Source organism: Seonamhaeicola sediminis (assembly GCF_004358095.2).
Classification (GTDB): Bacteria; Bacteroidota; Bacteroidia; order Flavobacteriales; family Flavobacteriaceae; genus Seonamhaeicola; species Seonamhaeicola sediminis.
On sequence record NZ_SMZJ02000004.1, the window covers coordinates 667,642 to 692,117 of the forward strand.

At 32.9% G+C, this 24,476-nt stretch carries 25 protein-coding genes; 4 read left to right on the forward strand and 21 right to left on the reverse strand.

Annotated features, from left to right (window positions below; genetic code table 11):
• Window positions 1–111: 111 nt before the first annotated feature.
• Complete coding sequence (locus E1J38_RS09130) at window positions 112–528, forward strand: glyoxalase (protein ID WP_133356643.1); 417 nt, start codon at window positions 112–114, stop codon at window positions 526–528.
• Here the strand turns inward: E1J38_RS09130 and E1J38_RS09135 are convergent.
• Window positions 525–1,208, reverse strand: coding sequence for a DUF2461 domain-containing protein (locus E1J38_RS09135; protein WP_133356642.1), 684 nt, complete (start codon window positions 1,206–1,208; stop codon window positions 525–527). The genes E1J38_RS09130 and E1J38_RS09135 overlap by 4 nt on opposite strands.
• Before the next feature lie 79 nt (window positions 1,209–1,287).
• Window positions 1,288–2,064 carry a tRNA pseudouridine synthase A gene (locus E1J38_RS09140; RefSeq protein WP_133356641.1) on the reverse strand — a complete coding sequence of 259 codons (777 nt, stop codon included), beginning with the start codon at window positions 2,062–2,064 and terminating at the stop codon, window positions 1,288–1,290.
• 97 nt (window positions 2,065–2,161) lie between these two features.
• Between E1J38_RS09140 and E1J38_RS09145 the strand changes: the two genes are divergently transcribed.
• The gene (locus tag E1J38_RS09145) at window positions 2,162–2,581 is read left to right on the forward strand and encodes a hypothetical protein (protein WP_133356640.1); all 420 of its coding nucleotides are present in this window, start codon (window positions 2,162–2,164) and stop codon (window positions 2,579–2,581) included.
• A 62-nt stretch (window positions 2,582–2,643) separates the two neighbouring features.
• On the opposite strand, the gene hisIE is transcribed toward E1J38_RS09145, so the two are convergent.
• The 19 genes from hisIE to E1J38_RS09240 all read right to left on the reverse strand — a co-directional run bounded on the left by hisIE (window position 2,644) and on the right by E1J38_RS09240 (window position 22,096).
• Window positions 2,644–3,270, reverse strand: a complete 627-nt coding sequence (gene hisIE / locus E1J38_RS09150; RefSeq protein ID WP_133356639.1) for a bifunctional phosphoribosyl-AMP cyclohydrolase/phosphoribosyl-ATP diphosphatase HisIE — start codon at window positions 3,268–3,270, stop codon at window positions 2,644–2,646.
• A gap of 89 nt (window positions 3,271–3,359) precedes the next feature.
• Complete coding sequence (gene hisF / locus E1J38_RS09155; RefSeq protein WP_133356638.1) at window positions 3,360–4,115, reverse strand: imidazole glycerol phosphate synthase subunit HisF; 756 nt, start codon at window positions 4,113–4,115, stop codon at window positions 3,360–3,362.
• 3 nt (window positions 4,116–4,118) lie between these two features.
• On the reverse strand, window positions 4,119–4,853 hold the full coding sequence (gene hisA / locus E1J38_RS09160; protein WP_133356637.1) for a 1-(5-phosphoribosyl)-5-[(5-phosphoribosylamino)methylideneamino]imidazole-4-carboxamide isomerase: 735 nt from the start codon (window positions 4,851–4,853) through the stop codon (window positions 4,119–4,121).
• An 84-nt stretch (window positions 4,854–4,937) separates the two neighbouring features.
• On the reverse strand, window positions 4,938–5,519 hold the full coding sequence (gene hisH / locus E1J38_RS09165; protein ID WP_133356636.1) for an imidazole glycerol phosphate synthase subunit HisH: 582 nt from the start codon (window positions 5,517–5,519) through the stop codon (window positions 4,938–4,940).
• 68 nt (window positions 5,520–5,587) lie between these two features.
• Window positions 5,588–6,724 carry a bifunctional histidinol-phosphatase/imidazoleglycerol-phosphate dehydratase HisB gene (gene hisB / locus E1J38_RS09170; RefSeq protein ID WP_133356635.1) on the reverse strand — a complete coding sequence of 379 codons (1,137 nt, stop codon included), beginning with the start codon at window positions 6,722–6,724 and terminating at the stop codon, window positions 5,588–5,590.
• A gap of 110 nt (window positions 6,725–6,834) precedes the next feature.
• Window positions 6,835–7,872: a histidinol-phosphate transaminase gene (hisC, locus tag E1J38_RS09175; RefSeq protein WP_133356780.1), complete on the reverse strand. Its 1,038-nt coding sequence runs from the start codon at window positions 7,870–7,872 to the stop codon at window positions 6,835–6,837.
• Window positions 7,873–7,945: 73 nt separating this feature from the next.
• Entirely contained in the window at window positions 7,946–9,229 is a 1,284-nt protein-coding gene (gene hisD, locus E1J38_RS09180; RefSeq protein ID WP_133356634.1) for a histidinol dehydrogenase, read from the reverse strand.
• A gap of 74 nt (window positions 9,230–9,303) precedes the next feature.
• Window positions 9,304–10,161 carry an ATP phosphoribosyltransferase gene (gene hisG / locus E1J38_RS09185; RefSeq protein WP_133356633.1) on the reverse strand — a complete coding sequence of 286 codons (858 nt, stop codon included), beginning with the start codon at window positions 10,159–10,161 and terminating at the stop codon, window positions 9,304–9,306.
• A 310-nt stretch (window positions 10,162–10,471) separates the two neighbouring features.
• Window positions 10,472–11,287: a prohibitin family protein gene (locus tag E1J38_RS09190; RefSeq protein ID WP_133356632.1), complete on the reverse strand. Its 816-nt coding sequence runs from the start codon at window positions 11,285–11,287 to the stop codon at window positions 10,472–10,474.
• 31 nt (window positions 11,288–11,318) lie between these two features.
• Entirely contained in the window at window positions 11,319–12,095 is a 777-nt protein-coding gene (locus E1J38_RS09195; protein ID WP_133356631.1) for an SDR family NAD(P)-dependent oxidoreductase, read from the reverse strand.
• Window positions 12,095–14,131: a VWA domain-containing protein gene (locus E1J38_RS09200; RefSeq protein WP_133356630.1), complete on the reverse strand. Its 2,037-nt coding sequence runs from the start codon at window positions 14,129–14,131 to the stop codon at window positions 12,095–12,097. Before E1J38_RS09200 ends, E1J38_RS09195 begins: the two co-directional genes overlap by 1 nt.
• A 3-nt stretch (window positions 14,132–14,134) precedes the next feature.
• Window positions 14,135–14,881 (reverse strand): 3-oxoacyl-[acyl-carrier-protein] reductase, encoded by a 747-nt coding sequence (fabG, locus tag E1J38_RS09205; protein ID WP_133356629.1) that lies wholly within the window; start codon window positions 14,879–14,881, stop codon window positions 14,135–14,137.
• 116 nt (window positions 14,882–14,997) lie between these two features.
• Window positions 14,998–15,870 (reverse strand): succinate--CoA ligase subunit alpha, encoded by an 873-nt coding sequence (sucD, locus tag E1J38_RS09210; protein ID WP_133356628.1) that lies wholly within the window; start codon window positions 15,868–15,870, stop codon window positions 14,998–15,000.
• 96 nt (window positions 15,871–15,966) lie between these two features.
• Window positions 15,967–16,911: a UDP-3-O-(3-hydroxymyristoyl)glucosamine N-acyltransferase gene (locus E1J38_RS09215; protein WP_133356627.1), complete on the reverse strand. Its 945-nt coding sequence runs from the start codon at window positions 16,909–16,911 to the stop codon at window positions 15,967–15,969.
• A complete protein-coding gene (gene efp, locus E1J38_RS09220) occupies window positions 16,912–17,478 on the reverse strand; it encodes an elongation factor P (protein ID WP_133356626.1) in 567 nt (188 codons plus the stop codon).
• 4 nt (window positions 17,479–17,482) lie between these two features.
• Window positions 17,483–18,268, reverse strand: coding sequence for an acyl-ACP--UDP-N-acetylglucosamine O-acyltransferase (gene lpxA, locus E1J38_RS09225; RefSeq protein ID WP_133356625.1), 786 nt, complete (start codon window positions 18,266–18,268; stop codon window positions 17,483–17,485).
• Between the two features lie 93 nt (window positions 18,269–18,361).
• Complete coding sequence (locus tag E1J38_RS09230) at window positions 18,362–19,768, reverse strand: bifunctional UDP-3-O-[3-hydroxymyristoyl] N-acetylglucosamine deacetylase/3-hydroxyacyl-ACP dehydratase (RefSeq protein ID WP_133356624.1); 1,407 nt, start codon at window positions 19,766–19,768, stop codon at window positions 18,362–18,364.
• Complete coding sequence (lpxD, locus tag E1J38_RS09235) at window positions 19,759–20,781, reverse strand: UDP-3-O-(3-hydroxymyristoyl)glucosamine N-acyltransferase (RefSeq protein ID WP_133356623.1); 1,023 nt, start codon at window positions 20,779–20,781, stop codon at window positions 19,759–19,761. Before lpxD ends, E1J38_RS09230 begins: the two co-directional genes overlap by 10 nt.
• Window positions 20,782–20,872: 91 nt before the next feature.
• Entirely contained in the window at window positions 20,873–22,096 is a 1,224-nt protein-coding gene (locus E1J38_RS09240) for an HD domain-containing protein (protein ID WP_133356622.1), read from the reverse strand.
• Between the two features lie 66 nt (window positions 22,097–22,162).
• On the opposite strand from E1J38_RS09240, the gene porX reads away from it, so the two are divergent.
• Together porX and tsaE are read left to right on the forward strand one after the other, a co-directional pair.
• Window positions 22,163–23,716, forward strand: a complete 1,554-nt coding sequence (gene porX / locus E1J38_RS09245) for a T9SS response regulator signal transducer PorX (RefSeq protein ID WP_133356621.1) — start codon at window positions 22,163–22,165, stop codon at window positions 23,714–23,716.
• Window positions 23,717–23,806: 90 nt separating this feature from the next.
• The gene (tsaE, locus tag E1J38_RS09250) at window positions 23,807–24,238 is read left to right on the forward strand and encodes a tRNA (adenosine(37)-N6)-threonylcarbamoyltransferase complex ATPase subunit type 1 TsaE (RefSeq protein WP_133356620.1); all 432 of its coding nucleotides are present in this window, start codon (window positions 23,807–23,809) and stop codon (window positions 24,236–24,238) included.
• Window positions 24,239–24,476 lie beyond the last annotated feature (238 nt).

The following is a 24,476-nucleotide window of genomic DNA, read 5'->3' on the forward strand; positions in this document are numbered from 1 at the left end:
CACTGAAAGTAAATATGTTATTTAAAATTGTTGATAACCTCGTTAAAAACTATGCAAACACCATTGTTTTTTGGCTTATATATTCTATACTTTTATTAAAACCCAATAGTTATGAACCCACGACAAACTAACCTAAAGGATATTCGTCCTGAGATTTCTTCTATAACTATTCATGATAATATGAGTAGTGATGAGCGTTTTCAGAATCAAGTACTAAGACCAGTTATAAAGCTTCAAAACGACTTATTATTAGCTGTATTCAAAAATTATATTGTGAAGCATAAATCAGTTTTTTATGATTTAACCATGGAAAAACGTATTGATTATATTGAAAACGCGATTCATAAGGATATGAAATTCCGAAACTCCATGAAAGGTATGGTTATAGGATTATTCACTGTAGAAGAATACACTTTATATACCCAGAACTCTTCAGCCTTAAATAAACGTATGATGAATCTTGTTAAGGAACGTTTGTTGAGTCAAATTCAGTTGCTTGAAAGACCTGAGTTATTGGCTGCGGTTTAGTCTATAAGCGACACCCCATTTAAATCTGTAGTCAACACATCACTCATGTAATCAAAAAATGGGCGTACCGCTTTAAATGAAGCGCTCACATCATCTAAGAAATTAGATGAAAGTACCTCTATATCTGTATATTTCTTAATAAAGATATATTGTTTTTTCTTGATTAAATCAATAGCTTTATGTTCTTTACTAAATCCTTTGGGTGCTGTTTTTACTTCATCACCAAAAAAAGTATTGCCCCATACCCTATTGAAATCTTTATTAGCCAAAATTACACGAATTTCCTCATCATCCATTTCAAATTCCTTCCTTATACGTAATAAATCAGCAGAATTAGGTTCCCAAAAGCCTGTAGCTATAAAACTTTCGTCATTAGGTTGTATATGTAAATAATAACCACCTCTTAATTTGGGTTTGGTTCTATGAAAGGATCCGCCAAAATGCGTTTTATAGGGTAATTTGTTTTTAGAAAAACGAACATCACGGTAAATTCTGAACATTTTCATTTTATCAATATCATCATACGTATTCAGTTTTTCAAAAATGGCATTATACACACCTTTTACTTCTAATTCAATCGCTTTAAATTCCTTTTTATGGTCATTAAACCAATCGCGATTATTGTTTTTTTCTAATTTTTTAAAAAAATCTAAAGCAGCTTTTGGTACCGTAACACTCATTTTATATTTGTTTTTGAAAATTAGTTTTTAGATAATAAATAGTTTTTAATAAATACTGAAAATTACAAAAAGTGAAGATTTATTCAAATTCTACACCTTTAAGAATTAATCCAGATGCTGGGGCTATATATTCCATTTTAACAAAAACATTAGACCGTAAGCTATGTTTAATGTCTTCTAATGAAAGTTTACCTTTTCCTAAATCGATCAATGTTCCCATCATGAGTCTAATTTGATTACGCATAAAACCTTTTCCTCTTACTCTGAGTAAATAAGATTTCTCAGGAAAGTAATTGGCACTGTACAAATTGTTTTCAACCAGTTCACACAATTCAATTTCTCGATCATAAACTCCATTATCTGTTGGTTTGAAACAATAGGACTTAAAATAATGTCTTCCTTGAAATAATTTAGCACCTTGTTTCATTACGTCTATATTTAAATGATCTAAAATGGTTGTCATTATGGGCGCACAAAACGGATGGCATTTTTCTCCATATGTAAACAAATAAATATATTCCTTTGTTTTTGAGTGATTAATAATGTTGAATTTTGAGTCAACTTCCTTAATTGTTAAAGCTCTGATATCTTGAGGAAGATTGTAATTAAACAACTCTAAAAAGGTTTTCAAATCATCTAATGGTTCTTTTAAAAACAGTTCAAAAGCAGCACATTCGGCTGATACCATGGCGTCAGTTCTTCCAGAGCTTAAGCTTTTAAAAGGCTTTCCATCTAAAATAAAATTTAGGGTTCGGTCTACCATTAAATGCAGTGTTTTAACATCGGGTTGCTTTTGCCACCCGTGAAACCGATACCCCAAATATTGAATAGTGATAACGTAAAAATACTTTTTCATGATGTTATTTAATGCCTCGAAAAGTACGCTGTTTTCCTAATTGTAGCAAAATTTTTATAAATTGTATCATTAATTAATTGATTAAAAAATAATATCTATGTCAGATTCAGCAGCAAACAAACCCCCTATTACATTTTGGATTGTAAGTGTCATTGCTCTTATTTGGAATGGCATGGGCGTTAAAGCTTATTTACAACAAGCTTATAATACTGAAGCATACCAAAATATGTATACTGCAGAACAACTTGAAATTACAGCTAATATGCCTACCTGGGTCACAGCACTTTTTGCTATTGCGGTTTTTGTAGGTGCCTTAGCGTCCATTGGTCTTTTGCTACGAAAAAAATGGGCCACCAAACTTTGGTTAATATCACTAATAGCTGTTATAGGTCAAATGGCTTACATATTAATTAATGTTCATGCCTCCAGTATTGGAATGACCATTATGATAATTGTATTGGCAATATTCTTTTATTGGTTTTCAAGAATGTCCGGGGCAGAAGGTTGGCTTAAATAAGTTAAACTAATTACCAAATATGCTAAGAGGGTATTAGAGTTAACCATCTTATACCTTCTTTTTTATTTGTGTCTCCCCTTTAATTCAGCTTCAACATCCTTTAATGTAAAACCTTTTGCTTGAAGCAACATTAGGTAGTGGAACAATAAATCTGCTGATTCATACAAGAACAATGCATCATTATTATCCATCGCTTCAATAACGGTTTCAACAGCTTCCTCCCCCACTTTTTGTGCCACTTTATTAATTCCTTTTGAGAATAAGCTAGCTACATAAGACTTATTAGTTTCTTTATTTGCAACACGTTCTGCAATCACTTCTTCTAAAGTAGAAAAGAATCCGTAAGTTGATTTGTTGTCTTCTCCCCAGCAATTCCCTGTGCCTTTATGACATGTTGGACCTACTGGATTCACTTGTATTAACAATGTGTCTTTATCACAATCGTTTTTGATATTAACTAAATTCAAAAAGTTCCCACTTTCCTCTCCCTTAGTCCACAAACGTTGTTTACTTCTGCTGTAAAAAGTTACTTTTTTAGTGTTAATCGTTTGTTGATAAGCTTCTTCATTCATATAACCTAACATCAAAACATTCTTTGTTATAGCATCTTGAATGATGGCTGGGACTAAAGCCCCCTCTAACTCCCCCCAAGGGGGAGAAATCAAATCTTTACTGTTTTCTTTACTCATATTATTATTTTATAAACTTTGTAGATTAGTTTTCAAGTTATTCAATCATATCCGATTGAGTAAGCGTTCCCCCTTGGGGGTTAGGGGGCTTATAATCGTACTTCAATATTATGTTTTTTTAATTCTTTCTTTAAGTCAGGAATAGGAATTTCACCAAAGTGAAAAACGCTTGCTGCTAAAGCCGCATCAGATTTCCCTATTGTAAAGGTATCAATAAAGTGTTGTACATTACCTGCTCCACCGGAAGCAATAATTGGAATGTTCAATTCTTCTGATAATCTTGCTAACGCCTTATTAGCAAAACCACCCTTGGTACCATCGTGATTCATTGAGGTAAATAAAATCTCTCCAGCCCCTCTTTCTTCCACTTCTTTTGCCCATTCAAACAAATCAATTTCTGTAGGAATGGTTCCTCCTGCTAAATGCACTTTCCATGCACCATCAATTTCTTTGGCGTCAATAGCAACTACAACACATTGGCTACCAAATTTATCAGCTAATTCATTTACTAATTCAGGGCGCTTTACTGCAGAAGAATTAATAGATACTTTATCTGCACCATTTTTTAGGAGAGCATCAACATGTTCCACAGATGAAATACCACCTCCAACCGTAAATGGAATATTTACCTGTTCTGCCACATGCAATACCATTTCTAGAGTGGTTGCTCGCGCTTCAAGGGTTGCGGTGATATCTAAAAAAACTAACTCGTCAGCTCCGTAATCAGCATATTGTTTTGCTAATTCTACGGGGTCTCCAGCATCACGTAAGTCTACAAAATTAACACCTTTTACAGTGCGTCCATTTTTAATGTCTAGGCATGGTATAATTCGTTTTGTTAGCATAAATTACACGAATTTTTCAAGTTGTTTTAAGCTAATTCTATTTTCATAAAGGGCTTTTCCCATAATGACACCTTCACAGCCAATTTCCTTTAAGACAGGTAGTTCATCGATATGTGAAATACCTCCGGAAGCGATAAGTTTTACAGACTGACCATTACTGCTATTTGAGCATTCAGCTATAATTTGCTTATATAAATTGACAGATGGACCTTCAAGCATACCGTCTTTAGCAATGTCGGTACAAATAACATATTGTATGCTTTTCTTTTGATATGCTTTGATGAACGGAATTAAATCTTCATTGCTATCTTCTTGCCACCCACTAATCGCAATTTTACCGGCATTACTATCTGCTCCTAAAATAATCTTTTCACTACCATACTTAGTAATCCATCCCTCAAATGTTTTGACATCATTAACGGCAATACTACCTCCGGTAATCTGTCGAGCTCCAGAATTAAAGGCGATATGTAAATCTTCATCTGATTTTAACCCTCCTCCAAAATCTATTTTTAATTTGGTTTTTGCCGCTATTTGTTCTAAAACTTTATAGTTTACAATATGCTTTGCTTTGGCGCCATCTAAATCTACTAAATGTAAATATTCAATCCCTGAATCTTCAAACATTTTAGCTACTTCTAGCGGGTTTTCATTATATATTTTTTTTGTGTCGTAGTCTCCTTTGGTTAAACGAACACATTTACCTTCAATAATATCTATGGCAGGAATTATTCTCATTGATTATCTTGTTAATCAACCCCAAATTTATTTCAGGGCCTAATTATTTATTTTGATAGATTCTGAAACAAGTTCAGAATGACACTAAAGTGTCAAAAAATTTTGTAAAATTTTAGCGCCTTCATTTCCACTTTTTTCAGGGTGGAATTGTGTGCCATAAAAGTTTTCATGTTGTAAGGCCGATGCATAATTGATTTCATAATCCGTTGCTGCTATAGTCTCATCACAATGTTCTGCATAATAACTGTGAACCAAATACATATATTCATTTTCTTTGATGCCTTTGAACAAATCAGACTTGAGTTCCTTAATGACATTCCATCCCATTTGGGGTACTTTAACATTTTGTGAAAAACGTTTCACCTTGGTTTGAAAAATACCTAGCCCTTTAGTATCACCTTCTTCGGTGTGTAAACACATAAGTTGCATTCCTAAACAAATCCCTAAAACCGGTTGCTTTAAGGTTGGAATTAATGTATCTAAACCACTTTCTTTAAGCATTTTCATGGCTGAACTAGCTTCTCCAACACCAGGAAATATAACTTTATCTGCAGTTTTGATTTCTTCTGGATTTTTAGACAAAATAGCCTCATAACCAAGACGATTAAAAGCAAACTGGATACTTTTAATATTTCCAGCGCCGTAATCTATTATTACTAATTTCATTTTTAAGCTTTTTGCTCTTAACTTTTGCTATTTGCTAATTCCAAATAGCAAAACGCTAAAAGCTATTTTTATAACAATCCTTTTGTACTTGGTAAAAACATTTTATTGGCATCTCGCTTAACAGCCATTTTCATGGCTTTAGCAAAAGCCTTGAAAATACCTTCAATTTTATGATGTTCATTTACCCCTTCGGCTTTCACATTTAAATTGCATTTGGCACCATCAGTAAACGATTTGAATAAGTGAAAAAACATTTCTGTTGGCATATCTCCTATTTTTTCGCGTTTAAATTCGGTATCCCATTCTAACCAATTTCTCCCTCCAAAATCAACGGCTACCTGAGCTAAACAATCGTCCATAGGTAAACAGAATCCATAGCGCTCTATGCCTAATTTGTTACCTAAAGCTTTATTGAAAACTTCACCCAAAGTAATCATAGTATCTTCAATAGTGTGGTGTTCATCAACGTCTAAATCACCATTTACTTTTACCGTTAAATCCATAGCACCATGACGCCCAATTTGATCTAGCATGTGATCAAAAAATGATAAGCCTGTATTAATATCATTTTTACCTGAACCATCTAGATTTAATTTTATATATATCTGTGTTTCATTAGTATTACGTGTAATTTCTTCAACTCTATCTTCAAGTTTTAAAAACTCATATATGGTTTTCCAATCTGTACTCGTCAATACAATACAATCTAAAATTTCTTGTTTAGAAGCTTTGATTTCGTCAGCTCCTAACTCAGGGTTTTCAGAGAGATAAATACCCTTTGCTCCTAAGTTTTTAGCTAATTCCATATCGGTAATTCTATCTCCTAAAACAAAAGAATTAGCCAAATCATAGTCTTCAGAAAAATATTTCGTCAATAAACCGGTTTTAGGTTTACGCGTGTTGGCATTTTCATGTGGAAAAGTTTTATCAATATGAATGGCAGCGAACTCCACGCCTTCGTTTTTAAACGCATCAATAATTTTATTTTGAGCTGGCCAAAACGTGTCTTCAGGAAAGGAATCGGTTCCTAAGCCATCTTGATTGGTAACCATAACAAGTTCAAAATCTAATTCACTTGCAATTTTTGCCATGTATTGAAACACCTTGGGATAAAACTCTAATTTCTCTAAGCTATCCAATTGGTAATCTACCGGGGGCTCTAATACCAATGTTCCGTCTCTGTCTATGAATAGTACTTTTTTCATCTTTTTTGTAATTCCTGCCTGTCGTCTATCGCTCAAGATAAATTTTGGCAGGAATTTATTTAATATTATTTGAATTTATGTGGATTCCGCATTAAGTGCGGAATAACAAATCATTTTAATTCTTTTAATACCTTTATTAATGTTTCATTTTCAGCTTGCGTTCCAACTGTAAAACGCAAACAGTTTTCACAACTAGGTTGTGAGGTTCTATTTCTTATTACAATACCCTTTTCAATGAGCTCATTATAGCGTTTGGTGGCATCATCAACTTTTGCTAGAACAAAATTTGCATCTGAAGGGTATATTTTAGACACAAAAGAAACTTTTTTAAGTTTATCAACTAAGGTAGCTCTTTCGTGTAAAATACATTGTACCTGACTTTGCGTTAGTTCGTGATTTTTAAGTTGTTCAATGGCTCTTTGTTGCGTCAACTCATTTACATTATATGGTGGTTTAATATTGTTCAAAACCGAAATTATTTCTTTTGAAGCATAACAAATTCCTAACCGAATTCCAGCCATACCATAAGCTTTAGATAAGGTTTGTGTTATAATCAAATTCGGAAATTCTTTTAACCTTTCAATCCAACTTGGAACATCAGAAAAGTCAATATATGCCTCATCAATAACCACAACGCCATTAAACTCTTTTAGTAATTTTTCAATAGATTTTTGTGAAAAGCTGTTGCCTGTTGGGTTGTTTGGTGAGCATAAAAACAAAAGTTTAGTATTATTATCAGCAATTTGTAATATCTTATCAACTTGAGGTTGAAAATTATCGGATAATTGTACTTCTTTTATTCCTACCGCATTAATATTAGCTAATACACTATACATACCATACGTTGGTGGCAACGTGATAATATTATCAATATTTGGTTCACAAAAAGCTCTATAGATTAAATCCAAAACTTCATCACTACCATTACCTAATAATATATTCTCAACAGGTATTCCTTTTAATTTTGAAAGCAAATCTTTGACGGTTCCTTGTTGTGGATCAGGATAACGATTTACACCATTTTCATAAGGATTCTCATTGGCATCTAGAAACACCATATCATCAGTATTACCTTTAAATTCATCTCTAGCTGAGGAATAAGGTTTCAACGCCTTTATGCTTGGTCTTATTAAATCTAAAACATTCATTTTGTTATCATTTGTCATTCCGAACATTTTGAGGAATCTAAAAAGAGATTCTTCGCTTTGTTCTGAATGACATTTACTTTAAATCCTTTAATCTTATGCTTACAGCATTTTTATGTGCTTGTAGGCCTTCAGCTTCTGCCATTAACTCTATGGTTTCACCAATATTTAATATCCCTTCTTTAGATATCTTTTGAAATGTCATACTCTTTAAGAAACTATCTAAATTAACTCCAGAATAGGCTTTACTAAACCCATTAGTTGGCAATGTATGATTGGTTCCTGAGGCGTAATCTCCCGCACTTTCAGGGGTGTAATCACCAATAAATACTGAACCAGCATTTCTTATTCCATTCACGTAAAAATCTTCATTTTCTGTACAAATGATAAAATGCTCTGGTCCGTAGTGATTTATTAATTCTAAAGCTTTTTTATCATCTTCAATATAGATTAACTTAGAATTATTTATAGCTTTTTCAGCTATTTCTTTTCTAGGTAAAACGGCCACCTGAGCACTCACTTCATTAGCAACTTTATTAATCATTTCTTTTGATGTACAAACCAAAATAACTTGACTGTCGGTACCATGTTCTGCCTGACTTAACAAATCTGAAGCAATATATGCAGGGTTAGCACTTTTATCAGCAACCACCAACAATTCACTTGGTCCTGCAGGCATATCTATGGCTACGCCATATTTTGTAGCTAATTGTTTTGCAACCGTTACAAACTGATTTCCTGGCCCGAAAATTTTATAAACTTGCGGGATGGTTTCTGTTCCAAAAGTTAATGCGGCCACCGCCTGAATACCACCAACTTTAAAAATCTTAGTCACGCCACACAGTTTAGCAGCATATAAAATTTCTGCGGCCAACTTCCCTTCTTTATTGGGTGGTGAACATAAAACAATGTCATTACAACCTGCAATTTGAGCTGGTGCAGCTAACATTAAAACTGTAGAAAACAAAGGTGCTGTTCCTCCAGGAATGTATAAACCCACGCTTTCAATAGGACGCTTTTCTTGCCAACATTGTACACCATTAGTTGTTTGAACAGTAACTATAGATGTTTTTTGAGCAGCGTGAAAAGCTTCAATGTTTTGCTTTGCGTTTGCAATAGCCTCTTTTAAAGTTTCTGGAATGGTTTTAATAGCATCTTCAATTTCTTTAGTAGAAACTAAATTACTAGCCAGATTAACCTTATCAAATCGTTTAGTATAGCGCTTGATTGCTTGGTCTCCGTTATTTTGAACTTCAACAAATACTTCGCTAACAATACCTTCAATATCATCAACAGTTTGTGTAGGACGCTTTAGAATATCAGACCAAGTACTTCTATTTGGATTATCTATTATTTGCATATCAATATCTGTTTAATCAGATTCTGAAACAACACTACGACTACATTGAGTGAGACCATTCAGAATGACAAAAATTAAAGTACCATTTTTTCAATTGGACACACTAAAATACCTTGGGCGCCATTCGCTTTAAGCTCATCAATAACATCCCAGAATTCATTTTTACTAATTACAGAATGTACTGAACTCCAACCTTCTTCTGCTAGTGGCAACACGGTTGGGCTTTTCATTCCTGGTAATAAACTTACTATTTTTTCAAGTTTATCATTAGGTGCGTTTAATAGCACATATTTTGAGTTCTTACCTTTTAAAACAGCTTTCATTCTAAATAAAAGCGTATCCAAAATCTGCTGTTTATCTTCTGATAAGTCTGGAGTTGCTGTTAAAACTGCTTCACTTTTAAAAAGTACTTCAACCTCCTTTAAATTATTTTTAAACAAGGTACTTCCGCTTGAAACTATATCAACAATGGCATTTGCTAAACCAATATTTGGTGCAATTTCTACCGACCCATTTATAATGTGTATATCGGCTTTTTCACCTTTATTTTCAAAATACTGATGTACAGTATTTGGATAGGAAGTGGCTATTTTTTTACCACGCAAATCCTCTATAGAATTATATTCAGCGTCTTTAGGAACTGCTATAGATACTTTACATTTAGAAAAACCTAAACGCTCTACAATTGGCAAATCTTGTCCTTTTTCAATTAGTGTGTTTTCACCTAAAATAGCAATATCAACTACGCCATCACGTAAATATTGAGGAATATCGCCATTACGTAAATACAAAACTTCCATAGGGAAATTTCTAGCCTCTGCCTTTAACTGGTCTTTACCATTATCTATGGATATACCACAATTTTTTAATAATTCTAACGACTCTTCATTTAATCGTCCTGATTTTTGAACTGCAATTTTTAACTTACTCATTTTGTTTTTGTTATGAGTTTGAAACAACCTAGTTGATTTTATAAATGAAAAACCCGCTTGATTGTCTCAAACGGGTTTAAATATATTATTGATTTTATTCAATACATTTTCACTTCGCTTGAGAGCAAATATGAAAATGATGATGTGTTTGAATAAAAGTCATTTTTTACTTTGTTTTTGCAAATATCTATAAAACTTGATTAAAATTCCAAATAAAGCCTTTGATTTTTTAAAATTTAGTTTTTAATCAAATATGACCTCTAATTGTTATTTAAAATTTAAAATATAAGCAAGAAAACTGATTTTTTATTTACTGATTTCCTAATATAAGAGGTAGCCCACTATCTCCAGAACCAATGACTATTACTTTACTGTTTGGTGATTCTGCTAGTTTGTTAGTGGCTTCTATACCTTTATCCTGTAAAATTTTATCATTCAAAGACGCACTTAGAATTCTATTAGCATCTGCTTTACCTTGTGCTTCAATGCGTTGTCTTTCTGCTTCTTTTTCAGCGGTTACTAACCTAAACTCATACTCTAATGATTCTTGTTCCTGCTTTAATTTACGCTCTATAGCATCCTTAATTGTAGGTGGTAAAGTAACATCTCTTACTAGTATTTCATCTAAAATGATATACTGATCACTTACAATTTTTTTTGTTTCTTCAAAAATTTCAGCTTGTATGGCATCTCTTTTACTAGAATATAGTTGCTCAGGAGTATAGCGCCCAACAACACTTCTTGCTGCAGATCTTATTGTTGGTAATAAAATACGATTTAAGTAATTTTCACCAATCTCTTGATGAAGCTTTCCTAACTCATCGTATTTTGGTTTGTACCAAGCAGAGGCATCTAACTGAATATCTAATCCGTTAGACGATAACACTTTCATTTTTTCAAATATCTCTTGCCTTCTAACCTCATAAACATACACTTTGTTCCAAGGTGCAACAATATGAAACCCTTCTCCTAATGGTGGTTGATCTGTTACTACACCATCATCAAAAGTCTTATAGAGTACTCCAGCCTGACCAGACCCTATGGTTACAGCAGATTTAGCAATTACAATTACTAGTATTATGATTCCAACTATGATTGGCAATCCAATTTTGGGTAATTTTTCCATTTTAATTATGTTTATTATTTATTTATAAAATTTATAGTTTTCCTTGATTAACTAACTGCCCGCCATCAATGGTTAACAACTGACCAGACGTTGTATTAGCATCGGCTCCAAGATATACAATACCTTTAGCTATATCTTCAGGTAATGAGGTTCTACCCACAAGCGCTGCATTTTCAAATTTCTTTTTTACAGATTCATAACGATCTCCTAAAAAGTCTTTGGTCCACCTTGTTTGAATAAAACCAGGGCAAATACCATTTACTCTAACGTCTGGAGCCAAGGCATGTGCCAATGATAATGTCATGGTAGATAAAGCGCCTTTAGATGCAGAATAAGCTATAGAACTTCCAACACCAGATATGGCACTCATTGATGAAATATTCACAATACTTCCATGCATTTTTTTTAAATGCGGCGCAGCATACTTTACCATGTGATAGGCTCCAATAACATTTACTTTATAAACATCAATGAAGTCTTTTTCATTTAACCCACCTAAGTCATTATAGTCACAAAATTTAGTTGCCCCTGCATTGTTCACTAAAACATCTATTCTGCCAAAAACTTCAATGGTTTTATCAACCATGTTTTTACAATCTTGTTCATTTGCTACATTAGCTTTGCAAACTATGGCATTAACTCCAATGTGTTCACATTTTTCCTTTAATGCAAATGCTGCATCTTCACTCCTTGAATAATTTATCACTACATTCCATCCTCTTTCTGCAAACGCAACACATGTAGACGCTCCAACTCCAGAGGAAGAGCCTGTAACCAAAACAGTTTTAATTCCTTTTACTTTATCCATTAAATCAACCCGTTATATTTCCTTAGAAACCATTCTGCAGACAAACAAAAAGCAATGATAGCCAAAAGGAATTTCCAATCTATCAAAGGTATGATATTTTTGTTTCTTTTTTGAATAGAGATGTATCTATTATCATTCATCAAATCATTTATCAAACCACTTGTATTATCTATAAAATAGCTTTTACCACCACTATTGGTTGCCAATTGTTCTAGCTTTACTACGTTGGCATTTAAAAATTGCTGTTCAACATCATATTCTAAAACTGTAAAACTACCAGACTTACTTAGGTTTGCTTTGGAAGCCTTCACAGTAAAACTATATTCTGAAGGTGGTAAGCTACTTAGGTCTACTTGATAATTATTGTTTTTCAATACAAAAGGAAATTCAATGTCATTTTTAGACAACTTGTCTTTTATTCTTATATTCAAAACTTCTCTATCATCAAAGACGTAATTTTTATCAAAAAACTGGGCATTGATAATTATATTGTTGTTACCTATATAAAAAGATTCGTGGTCTACATTTAAACGACTTCGTTGTCGGTTGGAAGCCAAATATTGAACCAGTTTTCCAATAAAATTGTCAAAGTCGTTAAATGTTTTGGTGTTCAAGTAACTTTGGGCACGCCATTTCCATATATTTTCACCAAATAAAATAGCTTCTCGCCTATTATTAGTTTCAAAGGTTGCTAACAGAGGCTCATTAATGGATACGTCACCAATTCTTTTTGTTAAAATGGATTGATAAGGTACTTTTAAATTGACAGCGCCATAATTGGAAGTTAAAGGAGGAAACGATTCAAAATCAATATCAGTTACTTGAAAAGGTGAAAAATTAGAGTTAAAATCAGCTTGATAATCTTCGGTTTGTAAAACAATATCATGCGAAAAGTTATCATTGATATTATTGATGAAATTTAAATCTGTTTTAGGACCAATAATAATAAACCTATTTTTATTTTGCTTATTTAATTCTTCAAAAAGCAATTTGAAACTATTGTTAGGCTGATTAATGATTATTAATTGATAATCATTGATTTGACCAATAATATCATCAGAATTTAAAACAGTTACCGAACGTTGTTCATTACTTTCAATACTTTTTTTGAACGCACCAATGTCTGGATGCCAAATATTAGTCACAAAAGCTATTTTAGTTTTTTGGTCTATAACCTCAATAGCAAAATTTTTAGAGTTATTAATGGTATTCTTTTCGTTTTCAATAGGGTTTAAACTTAACTTATAACTGTTTGTACCAATAGTATTGGCAGGGAGTGTAAAGTTTATAATTTTAGAGTTATCAGACTTTGAGAAACTTACAGATTGAGAATAAATGGTAGTGTTACCGTTAGCTACTTCGAGCTTTGTATTTATATTATTATTTCCACTATAAACCAAAATGGCTTCCACAGGGAATCTGTTTTTTAAATAAGCATATTTGTTAACATTCAGTTGCTGAACCTTTAAATCGGTGTAGGTTATTGTGTCTCCTAAAATAATGGGATAAATAGGCTGTTTGTAATTTATATAGGAAAATTGGTAATCATTACCATAGGTTTGATTGCCATCGGTGATCATAACCGTTGGAGATACAGATGATTTATAAACTTGAGCAAGTTGTTTGAATGCATTATTAATGTTTGTTTCAGTTTCATTAAAAGTTAGTGAGTCTGAAGATTTTAAAATATTTCCAAACGTATAGGTTGAAACATTGAATTTATCATTTAAACGCGTATCACTAAGTAATTTATCAACTAAAAGAACAGACGCTTCATCTTTTTTTAAATGTTTTATAGAGCTTGAATTATCTACAGCAACAATTAAGTTTGGTTTTTCAGTGTACACGCTAATTTGCTCAAATTTAGGGTTTATAATGAGTAATAAAATTGAAAAAATAGTAATAAACCTTAAAAATGAAAATAGCGCATTTAACCTAAAACGTGTTATTTTAGATTTATATCTATACTGAAAAAGCGCTATAAATAGCGCTAATATTCCAGATAATATAATATAAATTAAAGTCTCTGTAGACATAAATTAAGTGAGCATTCCTCCGTCAACATTTAAAGTCTGACCAGTTACATAAGCTGATAAATCACTGGCTAAAAACACGCAAGCATTTGCAACGTCTTCTGGAGTACCGCCTCGTTTTAATGGTATTCCAGCACGCCATCCTTTAACAACTTCTTCATCCAACTTAGCAGTCATTTCTGTTTCTATAAAACCTGGCGCAATCACATTACTTCTAATGTTTCTGGAGCCTAATTCTAAGGCAACCGACTTAGAAAACCCAATAATACCTGCTTTAGATGCTGCATAATTGGTTTGTCCTGCATTTCCTTTTACCCCAACAACAGAACTCATATTAATTATAGACCCCTTGCGTTGTTTTAACATTGTACGTTGAACAGCTTTGGTCATATTAAAAACCGACTTCAGGTTTACTTCAATAACGGTATCAAAGTCTTCTTCACTTATACGCATTAATAAGTTGTCTTTTGTAATTCCAGCATTATTAACTAAAATATCAATACTTCCAAATTCAGACACAACATCGTTAGCTAGTTGTTGTGCTTCTTCAAAACTAGCAGCGTTACTCTGGTATCCTTTTGCTTTTACACCCAAGGCATTTAATTCATCTTCTAGAGCTTTAGCTGCTTCTACAGACGAACTGAATGTAAATGCTACATTAGCACCTTGTTGAGCAAATACCTGTGCTATTCCTTTACCTATACCTCTACTAGCCCCTGTGATAATGGCCGTTTTTCCTTCTAATAATTTCATGCGTTAAATCTAATTTCTTAAAATAGTTGATATTCAAATATACTAATTACAAGTTGTTTGAAATAAAAAACCTCACAAAATATTGTGAGGTTTTCAAACTAATATATTGTTAAAGATTAAGCCAAAACTTCAGCTACTTTCTTTCCTATTTCAGCAGGTGAATCTACTACGTGAATTCCACAGGCTCTCATAATTTTTTTCTTAGCTTGGGCTGTATCATCACTCCCTCCAACTATGGCTCCAGCGTGCCCCATGGTACGTCCAGCAGGAGCTGTTTCACCAGCAATAAAACCTACAACAGGCTTGTTACTGCCACTTGCTTTATACCAATTAGCAGCATCTGCTTCCAACTGGCCTCCAATTTCACCAATCATAACAACAGCTTCAGTCTCAGGATCATTTATTAATAACTCCACAGCCTCTTTTGTTGTAGTACCAATAATTGGGTCGCCACCAATTCCTATGGCAGTAGTAATTCCTAACCCCTGTTTTACAACTTGATCTGCAGCTTCATAAGTTAAAGTTCCAGATTTAGAAACAATACCAACTTTTCCTTTTTTGAAAACAAAACCAGGCATGATACCAACTTTAGCCTCTTCAGGTGTTATAACCCCAGGGCAGTTTGGACCAATTAAACGGCAGTTTTTTCCCTTAATATACTCTGAAGCCATAATCATATCGGCTACAGGAATACCTTCAGTTATTGTTATAATTACTTTAATTCCAGCATCAGCAGCTTCCATAATGGCATCAGCAGCAAAAGCTGGTGGTACAAAAATAATGGTTGTATCTGCTCCTACTCCCTTCACAGCGTCTTCAACGGTATTAAAAACAGGTTTATCTAGGTGAGTTTGCCCACCTTTACCTGGAGTAACACCGCCAACAACATTAGTACCATAATCAATCATTTGACCTGCGTGAAATGTTCCTTCACTTCCAGTAAAACCTTGAACTATTATTTTTGAATCTTTATTTACTAAAACGCTCATACGTAAATATTTTATTATCTAAAAAATTGAAAGGCAAATGTAATTTTTTTGAGATGATTTTTTAAAACAATATCTCATTAATTTTAGAAAAATCTATTAAATATTATTCTTGTTTTTTAAAATATCTAAAATTTCAGGAATCTTTTTAATAGAAGCAATCTCTTTATATTTAGATCTAAAATCATCTGCGGGAATACCAAAGTAACTTTTGTCACCTTCTAAAGACTTACTAACACCTGCCTTAGCAGATATTATAGCCTTGGCACCAATAGTTATACCGCTTGTAATACCCACCTGACCCCAAATAGTTACCTCGTCTTCTATAACCACACAACCAGCAATACCAACTTGTGATGCTATTAAGCATTTTTTACCAATAATGGTATCATGTCCCACCTGAACTAGATTGTCTATTTTTGTACCAGCTTTTATGGTTGTATCTCCTGTAACACCTCTATCAATGGTACAATTGGAGCCAAGGTCTACGTTATTTTCTAAAACAACTCTACCACAAGATAAAAGCCTATCAAAACCTTCAGGTCGTTTCTTATAATAGAAAGCATTAGCACCAAGTACAGTACCTGAGTGAACAGTTACATTATCACCAATTACAGTATCATCATAAATACTTACATTGGAATGAATAACACAATTTTTACCTATTATTACATGATGACCTATAAAGCAATTGGGTTGAATAATTGTACCTTCTCCAATTACAGCCGTATCCGATATTTGACTATGAGCTTTTTGAAAAGGTTTAAAATGAATTGAAAGTTTGTTGAAATCTCTGAAAGGATCATCACTAATTAACAAAGCTTTTCCTTCGGGGCAATCAACTTCTTTGTTTATTAATATTATAGTTGCAGCTGAATTTAAAGCCTTGTCATAATATTTTGGGTGGTCCACAAAAACAATATCACCCGGTTCTACTACATGAATTTCATTCATGCCTAAAACAGGAAAGTCAATAGCACCAACAAAATTACAATTTATTAATTCTGCTATTCCTTGAAGTGTTTGAGGTTGTGGAAATTTCATTTATTCCTTAATACGCTCTTTATAAGTTCCTTTGTCGGTTTCAACCTTAATCTTATCGCCTTCATTAATAAATAAAGGGACATTAACTATGGCTCCAGTTTCAACGGTTGCCGGCTTTGTGGCGTTAGTGGCGGTATTTCCTTTAACACCCGGTTCAGTATGAGTTACCTCTAATACAACGTTTGCTGGCATTTCAACAGAAAGCGGCATATTATCTTCAGCATTTATTAGCACCGTTACTACTTCACCTTCTTTCATTAAATCTGGACTATCTAATGTTGCTTTTTGTAGTTCAATTTGAGAGTAATCTTCAGTATTCATAAAGTGATACGTCTCACCTTCATTGTACAAAAATTGAAATTTATGAGTTTCAACTCTAACATCATCCAGTTTATGACCTGCTGAAAATGTGTTATCAATAACTTTTCCGGTAGTTACACTTTTTAGTTTAGTTCTTACAAAAGCAGGGCCTTTACCGGGTTTAACATGTAAAAATTCAATAATTTTAAAAATATCATGATTATACCTTATACATAATCCGTTTCTAATATCACTTGTAGTGGCCATAAATTTAGTTTGTTTTAAAATATCCTTTCATTATTCCTCGGTGCGAATTTCTTATAAATTGAAGAATTTCATCACGTTCTGGTGTTGCTTCCATCTCGGCTTCAATAATATTAGAAGCCTGGGTGTTGTTATAGTTTTTTTGATATAGAATTCTATATATATTCTGAATTTCTCTTATTTTTTCTGCATTAAATCCACGTCTTCGTAACCCAACCGAGTTTATCCCCACATAGGATAATGGTTCGCGAGCCGCTTTTACAAAAGGCGGTACATCCTTTCTAACTAAAGATCCACCAGTTACAAAAGCATGGTTTCCAACAGATACAAATTGATGCACTGCTGTCATACCTGCTAATACAACATAATCACCAATAGTTATATGACCAGCTAGGGTACTGTTATTTGAAAAAATACAATTATTACCAACTACACAGTCATGAGCAATGTGGCAATAAGCCATTATTAAACAATTGTTACCCACAACAGTTTTCATTTTATCGGTCGTTCCCCTATTTATGGTAACACATTCTCTAATGGTTACATTGTCACCAATTTCTACAGTAGTATCTTCTCCCTGATATTTTAAATCTTGAGGAATTGCAGAAATAACTGATCCAGGAAAAATGCTGCAATTTTTTCCAATACGCGCACCTTCCATAATGGTAACATTACTACCAATCCAAGTGCCTTCTCCAATAACAACATTATTATCTATGGTGGCAAATGGTTCTATAACTACATTTTTAGCTATTTTAGCTCCAGGATGAACGTATGCAAGTGGTTGATTCATTTTAATAGTTTTACTTTGATAATTGGTAACATATATATTGACATTTTAGCGTAGAAAAAACAATATGAATTCTACAAAAGCCTTTATACATAATTACTTAACTTTGGTTATTTGAGCCATTAGTTCTGCTTCTGCACAAAGTTTACCATTGGCATAAGCATACCCTTGCATGTGACAAATACCACGACGTATTGGTGTGATTAACGTACATTTGAATATTAAAGTGTCTCCAGGCATGACCTTTTGTTTAAACTTAACATTATCCATTTTCATGAAAAAAGTTAAATAGTTTTCTGGATCAGGAACAGTACTTAAAACCAATATACCTCCTGTTTGAGCCATAGCTTCTACTATAAGTACTCCAGGCATTACAGGGGCTCCAGGAAAATGCCCTTTAAAGAACTCTTCATTCATAGTTACATTTTTGGTAGCTGTAACATGATTATCAGTAAGTTCAAATACTTTATCAATTAATAAGAATGGTTGCCTGTGGGGTAACATTGCCATGATTTGAGAAATATCCATTAATGGTGTTTGGTTCAAATCTATGTTAGGCACATTGTTACGGCGCTCATTTTTAATAATCTTTGAAAGTTTTTTTGCAAATTGAGTATTTATAAAATGACCGGGTTTATTAGCAATAACCTTCCCTCTAATGCGGGTTTTAACTAAAGCTAAATCACCTAAAACATCTAAAAGCTTGTGTCTAGCAGCTTCGTTAGGGTAATGCAGCGTTAAGTTATCTAAAATACCATTTGGTTTTACGGCAATGGAATCCTTTTTAAAAGCTATTTTTAACTTCTCCATAGTTTCAGGAGATAAGGGCTTATCTACATACACAATGGCATTGTTTAAATCACCTCCTTTAATTAAACCATGCTCTAAAAGCATTTCTAACTCATGTAAAAAGCTAAATGTACGGGAATTTGCAATATCGTTTTTAAAATCTGATATGTTATTTAGTGTTGCATTTTGAGTACCTAAAACTTTTGTACCAAAATCTACCATAGTAGTAATTTGATATTCTTTTGCAGGCATTACTAATATCTCACTTCCAGATTCTTCATCGGTATAAGTCACAATATCTGTTACAACAAATTCTTCTCTAAAAGCATCTAATTCAACTATACCGGCTTTTTCGATAGCTTCAACAAAAAACTTTGATGACCCATCCATTATGGGGGGTTCTGAAGCATTGAGCTCAACAATAACATTATCTATATCCAATCCAACTAAAGCAGCCAAAACATGTTCTGACGTTTGAATGGTAACCCCATTTTTTTCTAAACACGTACCTCGTTGTGTATTAGTAACATAATTGGCATCTGCTTCAATTACGGGTTCACCTTCTAAATCAACTCTTTTAAAGGCTAAACCAAAATTAGCAGGGGCTGGGGTAAAATTTAAAGTAACATCTTTCCCTGTATGCAAGCCCACACCAGTTAAAGAAATTTCTTTTTTAATGGTTTTTTGTTTTACGTCTGTATTTATTATTCCCATTTATTTTTTTCTAAGTCATTAATTGTTTTGACAATTTTAGGCAGGTTTTTAAAATGCACATAGGATTTGTTATAATCTGCATAAGGTAAAGCAGGCGATCCTTGGAGTACTTCATTATCTTTTACGTTTCTGCCTATACCAGATTGTGCTTGAATTTTCACATTATTACCAATTGTAATATGGCCAACAATACCTACTTGACCTCCTATTTGACAATTCTCTCCAATTTTTGTTGAACCAGCTACGCCAGTTTGAGCAGCAATCACTGTGTTTTTTCCAATGTCTACGTTGTGTGCTATTTGAATTTGATTATCCAGCTTTACACCTCTTCTTATTATTGTAGAACCTAAAGTAGCTCTATCTATTGTAGTGGCTGCACCAATATCCACAAAGTCTTCAAGAATAACATTACCTATTTGTGGTACCTTGTTATATTCTCCTTTTTCATTGGGAGCAAAACCAAATCCGTCTGCTCCTATAATAGCACCAGAGTTAATGACACAACCATCCCCGATAACAGTTTCAGAGTATATTTTAGCACCAGCAAAAATAACCGAATTATGTCCTATGGTTACGTTATCTCCTATATACACGTTTGGAAAAATCTTTACATTGTCACCAATAGATACATTTTCACCTAAATAAGAAAAAGCACCTAAGTACAAGTTTTCACCGTGATTAGCTGTAGATGAGATAAAACTTGGCTCTTCAATTCCAACTTTATTGTTTTTAACCTCATTATAATACTCTAGCAATTTTGAAAACGATTTGTAGGCGTCTTCAACTTTAATTAAGGTTGTTTCAATATTACTCTCCGGATTAAATGTTTTGTTAACAATGGTTACACTTGCCTTGGTAGTATAAATATGCGAAGTGTACTTTGGATTTGCCAGAAAGGTTAAGGACCCTTCAGTGCCCTCTTCAATTTTAGAGAGTTTTGATACTTCGGCTTCTGGATTACCAACAACATCACCTTCCAGAATGCCTGCTATTTGTTGTGCTGTAAATTTCACACTAGATAGAGTTTGTAGTTTTTGTTTGGTAGCGCAAAAATAGGAAAAATGTCCTAAAGTTTTTCACAGATAGAGGCTTATTAAAAAATCCTTACTGTAGAAGCTCTTTTGGGTAGCATAAATAGTATTTTGTAACTGGTTTTGATAAGGTTTTGATATTAAGGTGATCTGAGGCCTTTACAATATCCATAATTTTACCAGATTTAAATAATACGTTTATACGATTGTTCTTTGACTGATAGGCCTGATTGGAAATACTTCCCGTAAAAACAAAATACGCTGCCTCTTCCCTACTAACCCCGTAGTGAGCCATAAATGTATTTATATGATTTTCAAGATGCTTATCTTTTATTTTATTGTTTTTTACTTTTATTTTAAGCAAATTCCTGTTAATAATCATTTTGCATAATTTACTCAAAATAAAATCTTCATCATGTTGCCAATGCTTCATTGCTGAAATAATATCGTAATCGTCTAATTCTGAAAATATTTCAAGGGTTTCATGGTTAAAATTTTCAATTGAAATCTTATTATCTAAAAAGAATAATAGGGCTTTACTAGCCTGTAATTTACGTCCTTTTTGATGAAGTTCCTTTGCTCGTTTTAATACTCTTATCAATAATAATTCTGCTGCCACACCTGTTTTGTGCAAATAGACTTGCCAATACATAAGTCTTCTAGCAACAATAAACTTCTCTACACTATAAATACCTTTTTCTTCAATAACCAATTCATCATCCACCACATTAAGCATTGTAATTAAACGCTCACTATTTATGTTTCCCTCGGCAACCCCAGTATAAAAACTATCACGTTTTAAGTAATCAGCTCTATCCATATCTAGCTGCCCAGAAATTAGCTGACATAAAAAATTTCTGTGATAGTCTCCTTTAAATATTGTAATGGCAAGCGTTAAATTTCCGTTAAATTCTTCGTTTAAACGCTCCATAAAAAGCATGGAAATCTCTTCATGAGATACGTTATTTACAATACTATGTTCCATAGCATGTGAGAATGGGCCATGACCAATATCGTGTAGTAAAATAGCAGCATAAAGGGCATTTTCTTCATTACTTGATATTGTAACTCCCTTAAAACGAAGTACATTAACAGCCTGTTGCATTAAGTGCACACAACCAATAGCATGATGAAACCTTGTATGATGTGCTCCAGGATATACCAAATAAGACATTCCCATTTGGGTAATTCTTCTTAACCTTTGAAAATACCTATGCTGGATTAAGTCGAAAATTAGAGAATTTGGAATCGTAATAAATCCGTAAATTGGATCGTTTAATATTTTAAGTTTGTTCAAACTTTAAAAATTGTGGTTATCTACTACAAATATAATTATAAGATTAACATTTAAAGTGACGCCTTAATGAATACCATACAAATACTTTGGGTTGATGATGAAATTGATTTACTAAAACCCCATATTTTATTTTTAGAACAACGAAACTATAAAGTTACTACAAGTACAAGTGGTATTGATGCTATAGATTTGTTGGATAGTAACAGTTTTGATATTGTTTTTCTGGATGAAAATATGCCTGGGTTAACAGGACTTGAAACTTTAAATGACATTAAAGAAAAACAAGCTAACCTGCCAGTGGTAATGATCACAAAAAGTGAAGAAGAATATATTATGGAAGAAGCTATAGGTAATAAAATAGCAGATTACCTAATTAAACCTGTTAATCCAAATCAAATTCTACTAAGCTTAAAAAAGAATTTAGACCACTCTAGATTGGTTTCTGAGAAAACAACATCTAATTATCAGCAAGAGTTTAGAAAAATTGCCATGGATATGGCTATGGTAAACTCTTATGAGGCATGGGTAGAACTCTATCAAAAACTCATCTATTGGGAAATTCAGCTTGAAGATATTGAAGACACGGGTATGTTTGAGATTTTAGAGTCTCAAAAAACAGAAGCCAATATCCAATTCGGGAAGTTTATTGAGAAGAACTATAGTAAATGGTTTCAACCACATACCAGTGCGCCTGTGATGTCACACACTCTTTTTAAAGAACGGGTCGTTCCTGAAATTAGTAAAAAACAACCAACCATTTTGGTAGTTATAGATAATTTACGCTATGACCAGTGGAAAGCCTTTGAACCTATTATAAATACGTATTACAAAAAAGAAAAAGAAGACGCCTACTTCAGTATTTTACCATCTGCAACACAATACGCAAGAAATGCCATTTTCTCAGGTTTGATGCCTAGTGATATGGAAAAACTATTTCCTCAATATTGGAAAAATGATACGGATGAAGGTGGGAAAAATTTGTTTGAAGCCGAATTTTTAGAAGCACAGATGAAACGATTAGGATGCAATCATTTAAACTATGAATATTTTAAAATCACTAATGTAAAGAATGGGAAAAGGCTTGTAGAAAACTTTAACGCGCTTAAAAAAAATGATTTAACCGTTGTGGTCTATAATTTTGTAGATATGCTTTCACATGCTAAAACAGAAATGGAAGTTGTTAAAGAATTAGCCTCAAATGATAAAGCTTACAGGTCATTAACGGTGAGTTGGTTTAAAAACTCGCCGTTGCTTGAAATGATTCAACAAGCTCAAAACCTTGGTTTTAAATTAATTATAACAACAGATCATGGCACCATAAATGTTAAAAACCCTTCTAAAGTCATTGGAGATAGAGATACCAGTTTAAATCTTCGTTATAAAACAGGGCGTAGTTTAACGTATGAAGGTAAAGATGTTTTTGAAGCAAAAAAACCTCATGAACTTCATTTACCTGCTATTACCATGAGTAGTTCTTATATTTTTGCCAAAAGTGATTTGTTTTTTGCTTATCCCAATAACTACAATCATTACGTAAGCTATTACAGGAATACCTATCAACATGGCGGCGTATCTTTAGAAGAAATGATTATTCCTTTTGTTATTTTTAGTCCAAAATAATCCATGTAAAGCAAAAAACATCGACGAAATGCATTTTTTTCTAGGTTTTATCAAATTATATTACTAATATTGCATTAAAATTGTTCAATTTTGAGAGTCATTTATAAGCTAGAAAATGTAGATACTATAGCTAAAGAAATTATTAATAATGTAAAAAGCAAAACCATTTTCTTTTACGGAAATATGGGGACTGGTAAAACCACATTAATAAAATCAATAGTTAAGTGCCTTGGAAGTAAAGATGAAGTTAGTAGCCCAACGTTTTCAATTGTAAATGAATACGAAACTGAAAATCAAATAATATATCATTTTGATTTGTACAGAATCAATGATCTGGAAGAAGCCTATAATTTTGGAATTGAAGATTATTTATTTTCTAATAAATGGATATTAATTGAGTGGCCAGAGTTAATTGAGCACATAGTACCTGAACATGATAGCATTAACATCACACTACGTGATGATAATTCTAGAATTTTAGAACTAAAATGTAAACCAAATTTAACCGAAAAAACATGCTGAAACCACGCTTAAAAACAACTTAAAACTTCCTAATTTTGAAGTTTTACGGTAAAACCTCAACAGTATTTTTATAAAATCCTGTTTTTAACATTTTTTTAACATTTTACCGAATTCTTCAAGATACTCTTTAGTTACATTTGGGTAATTAATTAATTAAATCCCTTATAAAATGAAAACTAAAAAGTACATAATTGCAATCGCAATTTTCGGAGGTATGATGTTTTTAGCTAGTGCTGCA

Coding starts and splice junctions, on each gene's coding strand:
- E1J38_RS09130 (WP_133356643.1), top strand. CDS start 112: ATGAACCCACGACAAACTAACCTAAAGGATATTCGTCCTGAGATTTCT.
- E1J38_RS09135 (WP_133356642.1), bottom strand. CDS start 1,208: ATGAGTGTTACGGTACCAAAAGCTGCTTTAGATTTTTTTAAAAAATTA.
- E1J38_RS09140 (WP_133356641.1), bottom strand. CDS start 2,064: ATGAAAAAGTATTTTTACGTTATCACTATTCAATATTTGGGGTATCGG.
- E1J38_RS09145 (WP_133356640.1), top strand. CDS start 2,162: ATGTCAGATTCAGCAGCAAACAAACCCCCTATTACATTTTGGATTGTA.
- hisIE (WP_133356639.1), bottom strand. CDS start 3,270: ATGAGTAAAGAAAACAGTAAAGATTTGATTTCTCCCCCTTGGGGGGAG.
- hisF (WP_133356638.1), bottom strand. CDS start 4,115: ATGCTAACAAAACGAATTATACCATGCCTAGACATTAAAAATGGACGC.
- hisA (WP_133356637.1), bottom strand. CDS start 4,853: ATGAGAATAATTCCTGCCATAGATATTATTGAAGGTAAATGTGTTCGT.
- hisH (WP_133356636.1), bottom strand. CDS start 5,519: ATGAAATTAGTAATAATAGATTACGGCGCTGGAAATATTAAAAGTATC.
- hisB (WP_133356635.1), bottom strand. CDS start 6,724: ATGAAAAAAGTACTATTCATAGACAGAGACGGAACATTGGTATTAGAG.
- hisC (WP_133356780.1), bottom strand. CDS start 7,872: ATGAATGTTTTAGATTTAATAAGACCAAGCATAAAGGCGTTGAAACCT.
- hisD (WP_133356634.1), bottom strand. CDS start 9,229: ATGCAAATAATAGATAATCCAAATAGAAGTACTTGGTCTGATATTCTA.
- hisG (WP_133356633.1), bottom strand. CDS start 10,161: ATGAGTAAGTTAAAAATTGCAGTTCAAAAATCAGGACGATTAAATGAA.
- E1J38_RS09190 (WP_133356632.1), bottom strand. CDS start 11,287: ATGGAAAAATTACCCAAAATTGGATTGCCAATCATAGTTGGAATCATA.
- E1J38_RS09195 (WP_133356631.1), bottom strand. CDS start 12,095: ATGGATAAAGTAAAAGGAATTAAAACTGTTTTGGTTACAGGCTCTTCC.
- E1J38_RS09200 (WP_133356630.1), bottom strand. CDS start 14,131: ATGTCTACAGAGACTTTAATTTATATTATATTATCTGGAATATTAGCG.
- fabG (WP_133356629.1), bottom strand. CDS start 14,881: ATGAAATTATTAGAAGGAAAAACGGCCATTATCACAGGGGCTAGTAGA.
- sucD (WP_133356628.1), bottom strand. CDS start 15,870: ATGAGCGTTTTAGTAAATAAAGATTCAAAAATAATAGTTCAAGGTTTT.
- E1J38_RS09215 (WP_133356627.1), bottom strand. CDS start 16,911: ATGAAATTTCCACAACCTCAAACACTTCAAGGAATAGCAGAATTAATA.
- efp (WP_133356626.1), bottom strand. CDS start 17,478: ATGGCCACTACAAGTGATATTAGAAACGGATTATGTATAAGGTATAAT.
- lpxA (WP_133356625.1), bottom strand. CDS start 18,268: ATGAATCAACCACTTGCATACGTTCATCCTGGAGCTAAAATAGCTAAA.
- E1J38_RS09230 (WP_133356624.1), bottom strand. CDS start 19,768: ATGGGAATAATAAATACAGACGTAAAACAAAAAACCATTAAAAAAGAA.
- porX (WP_133356621.1), top strand. CDS start 22,163: ATGAATACCATACAAATACTTTGGGTTGATGATGAAATTGATTTACTA.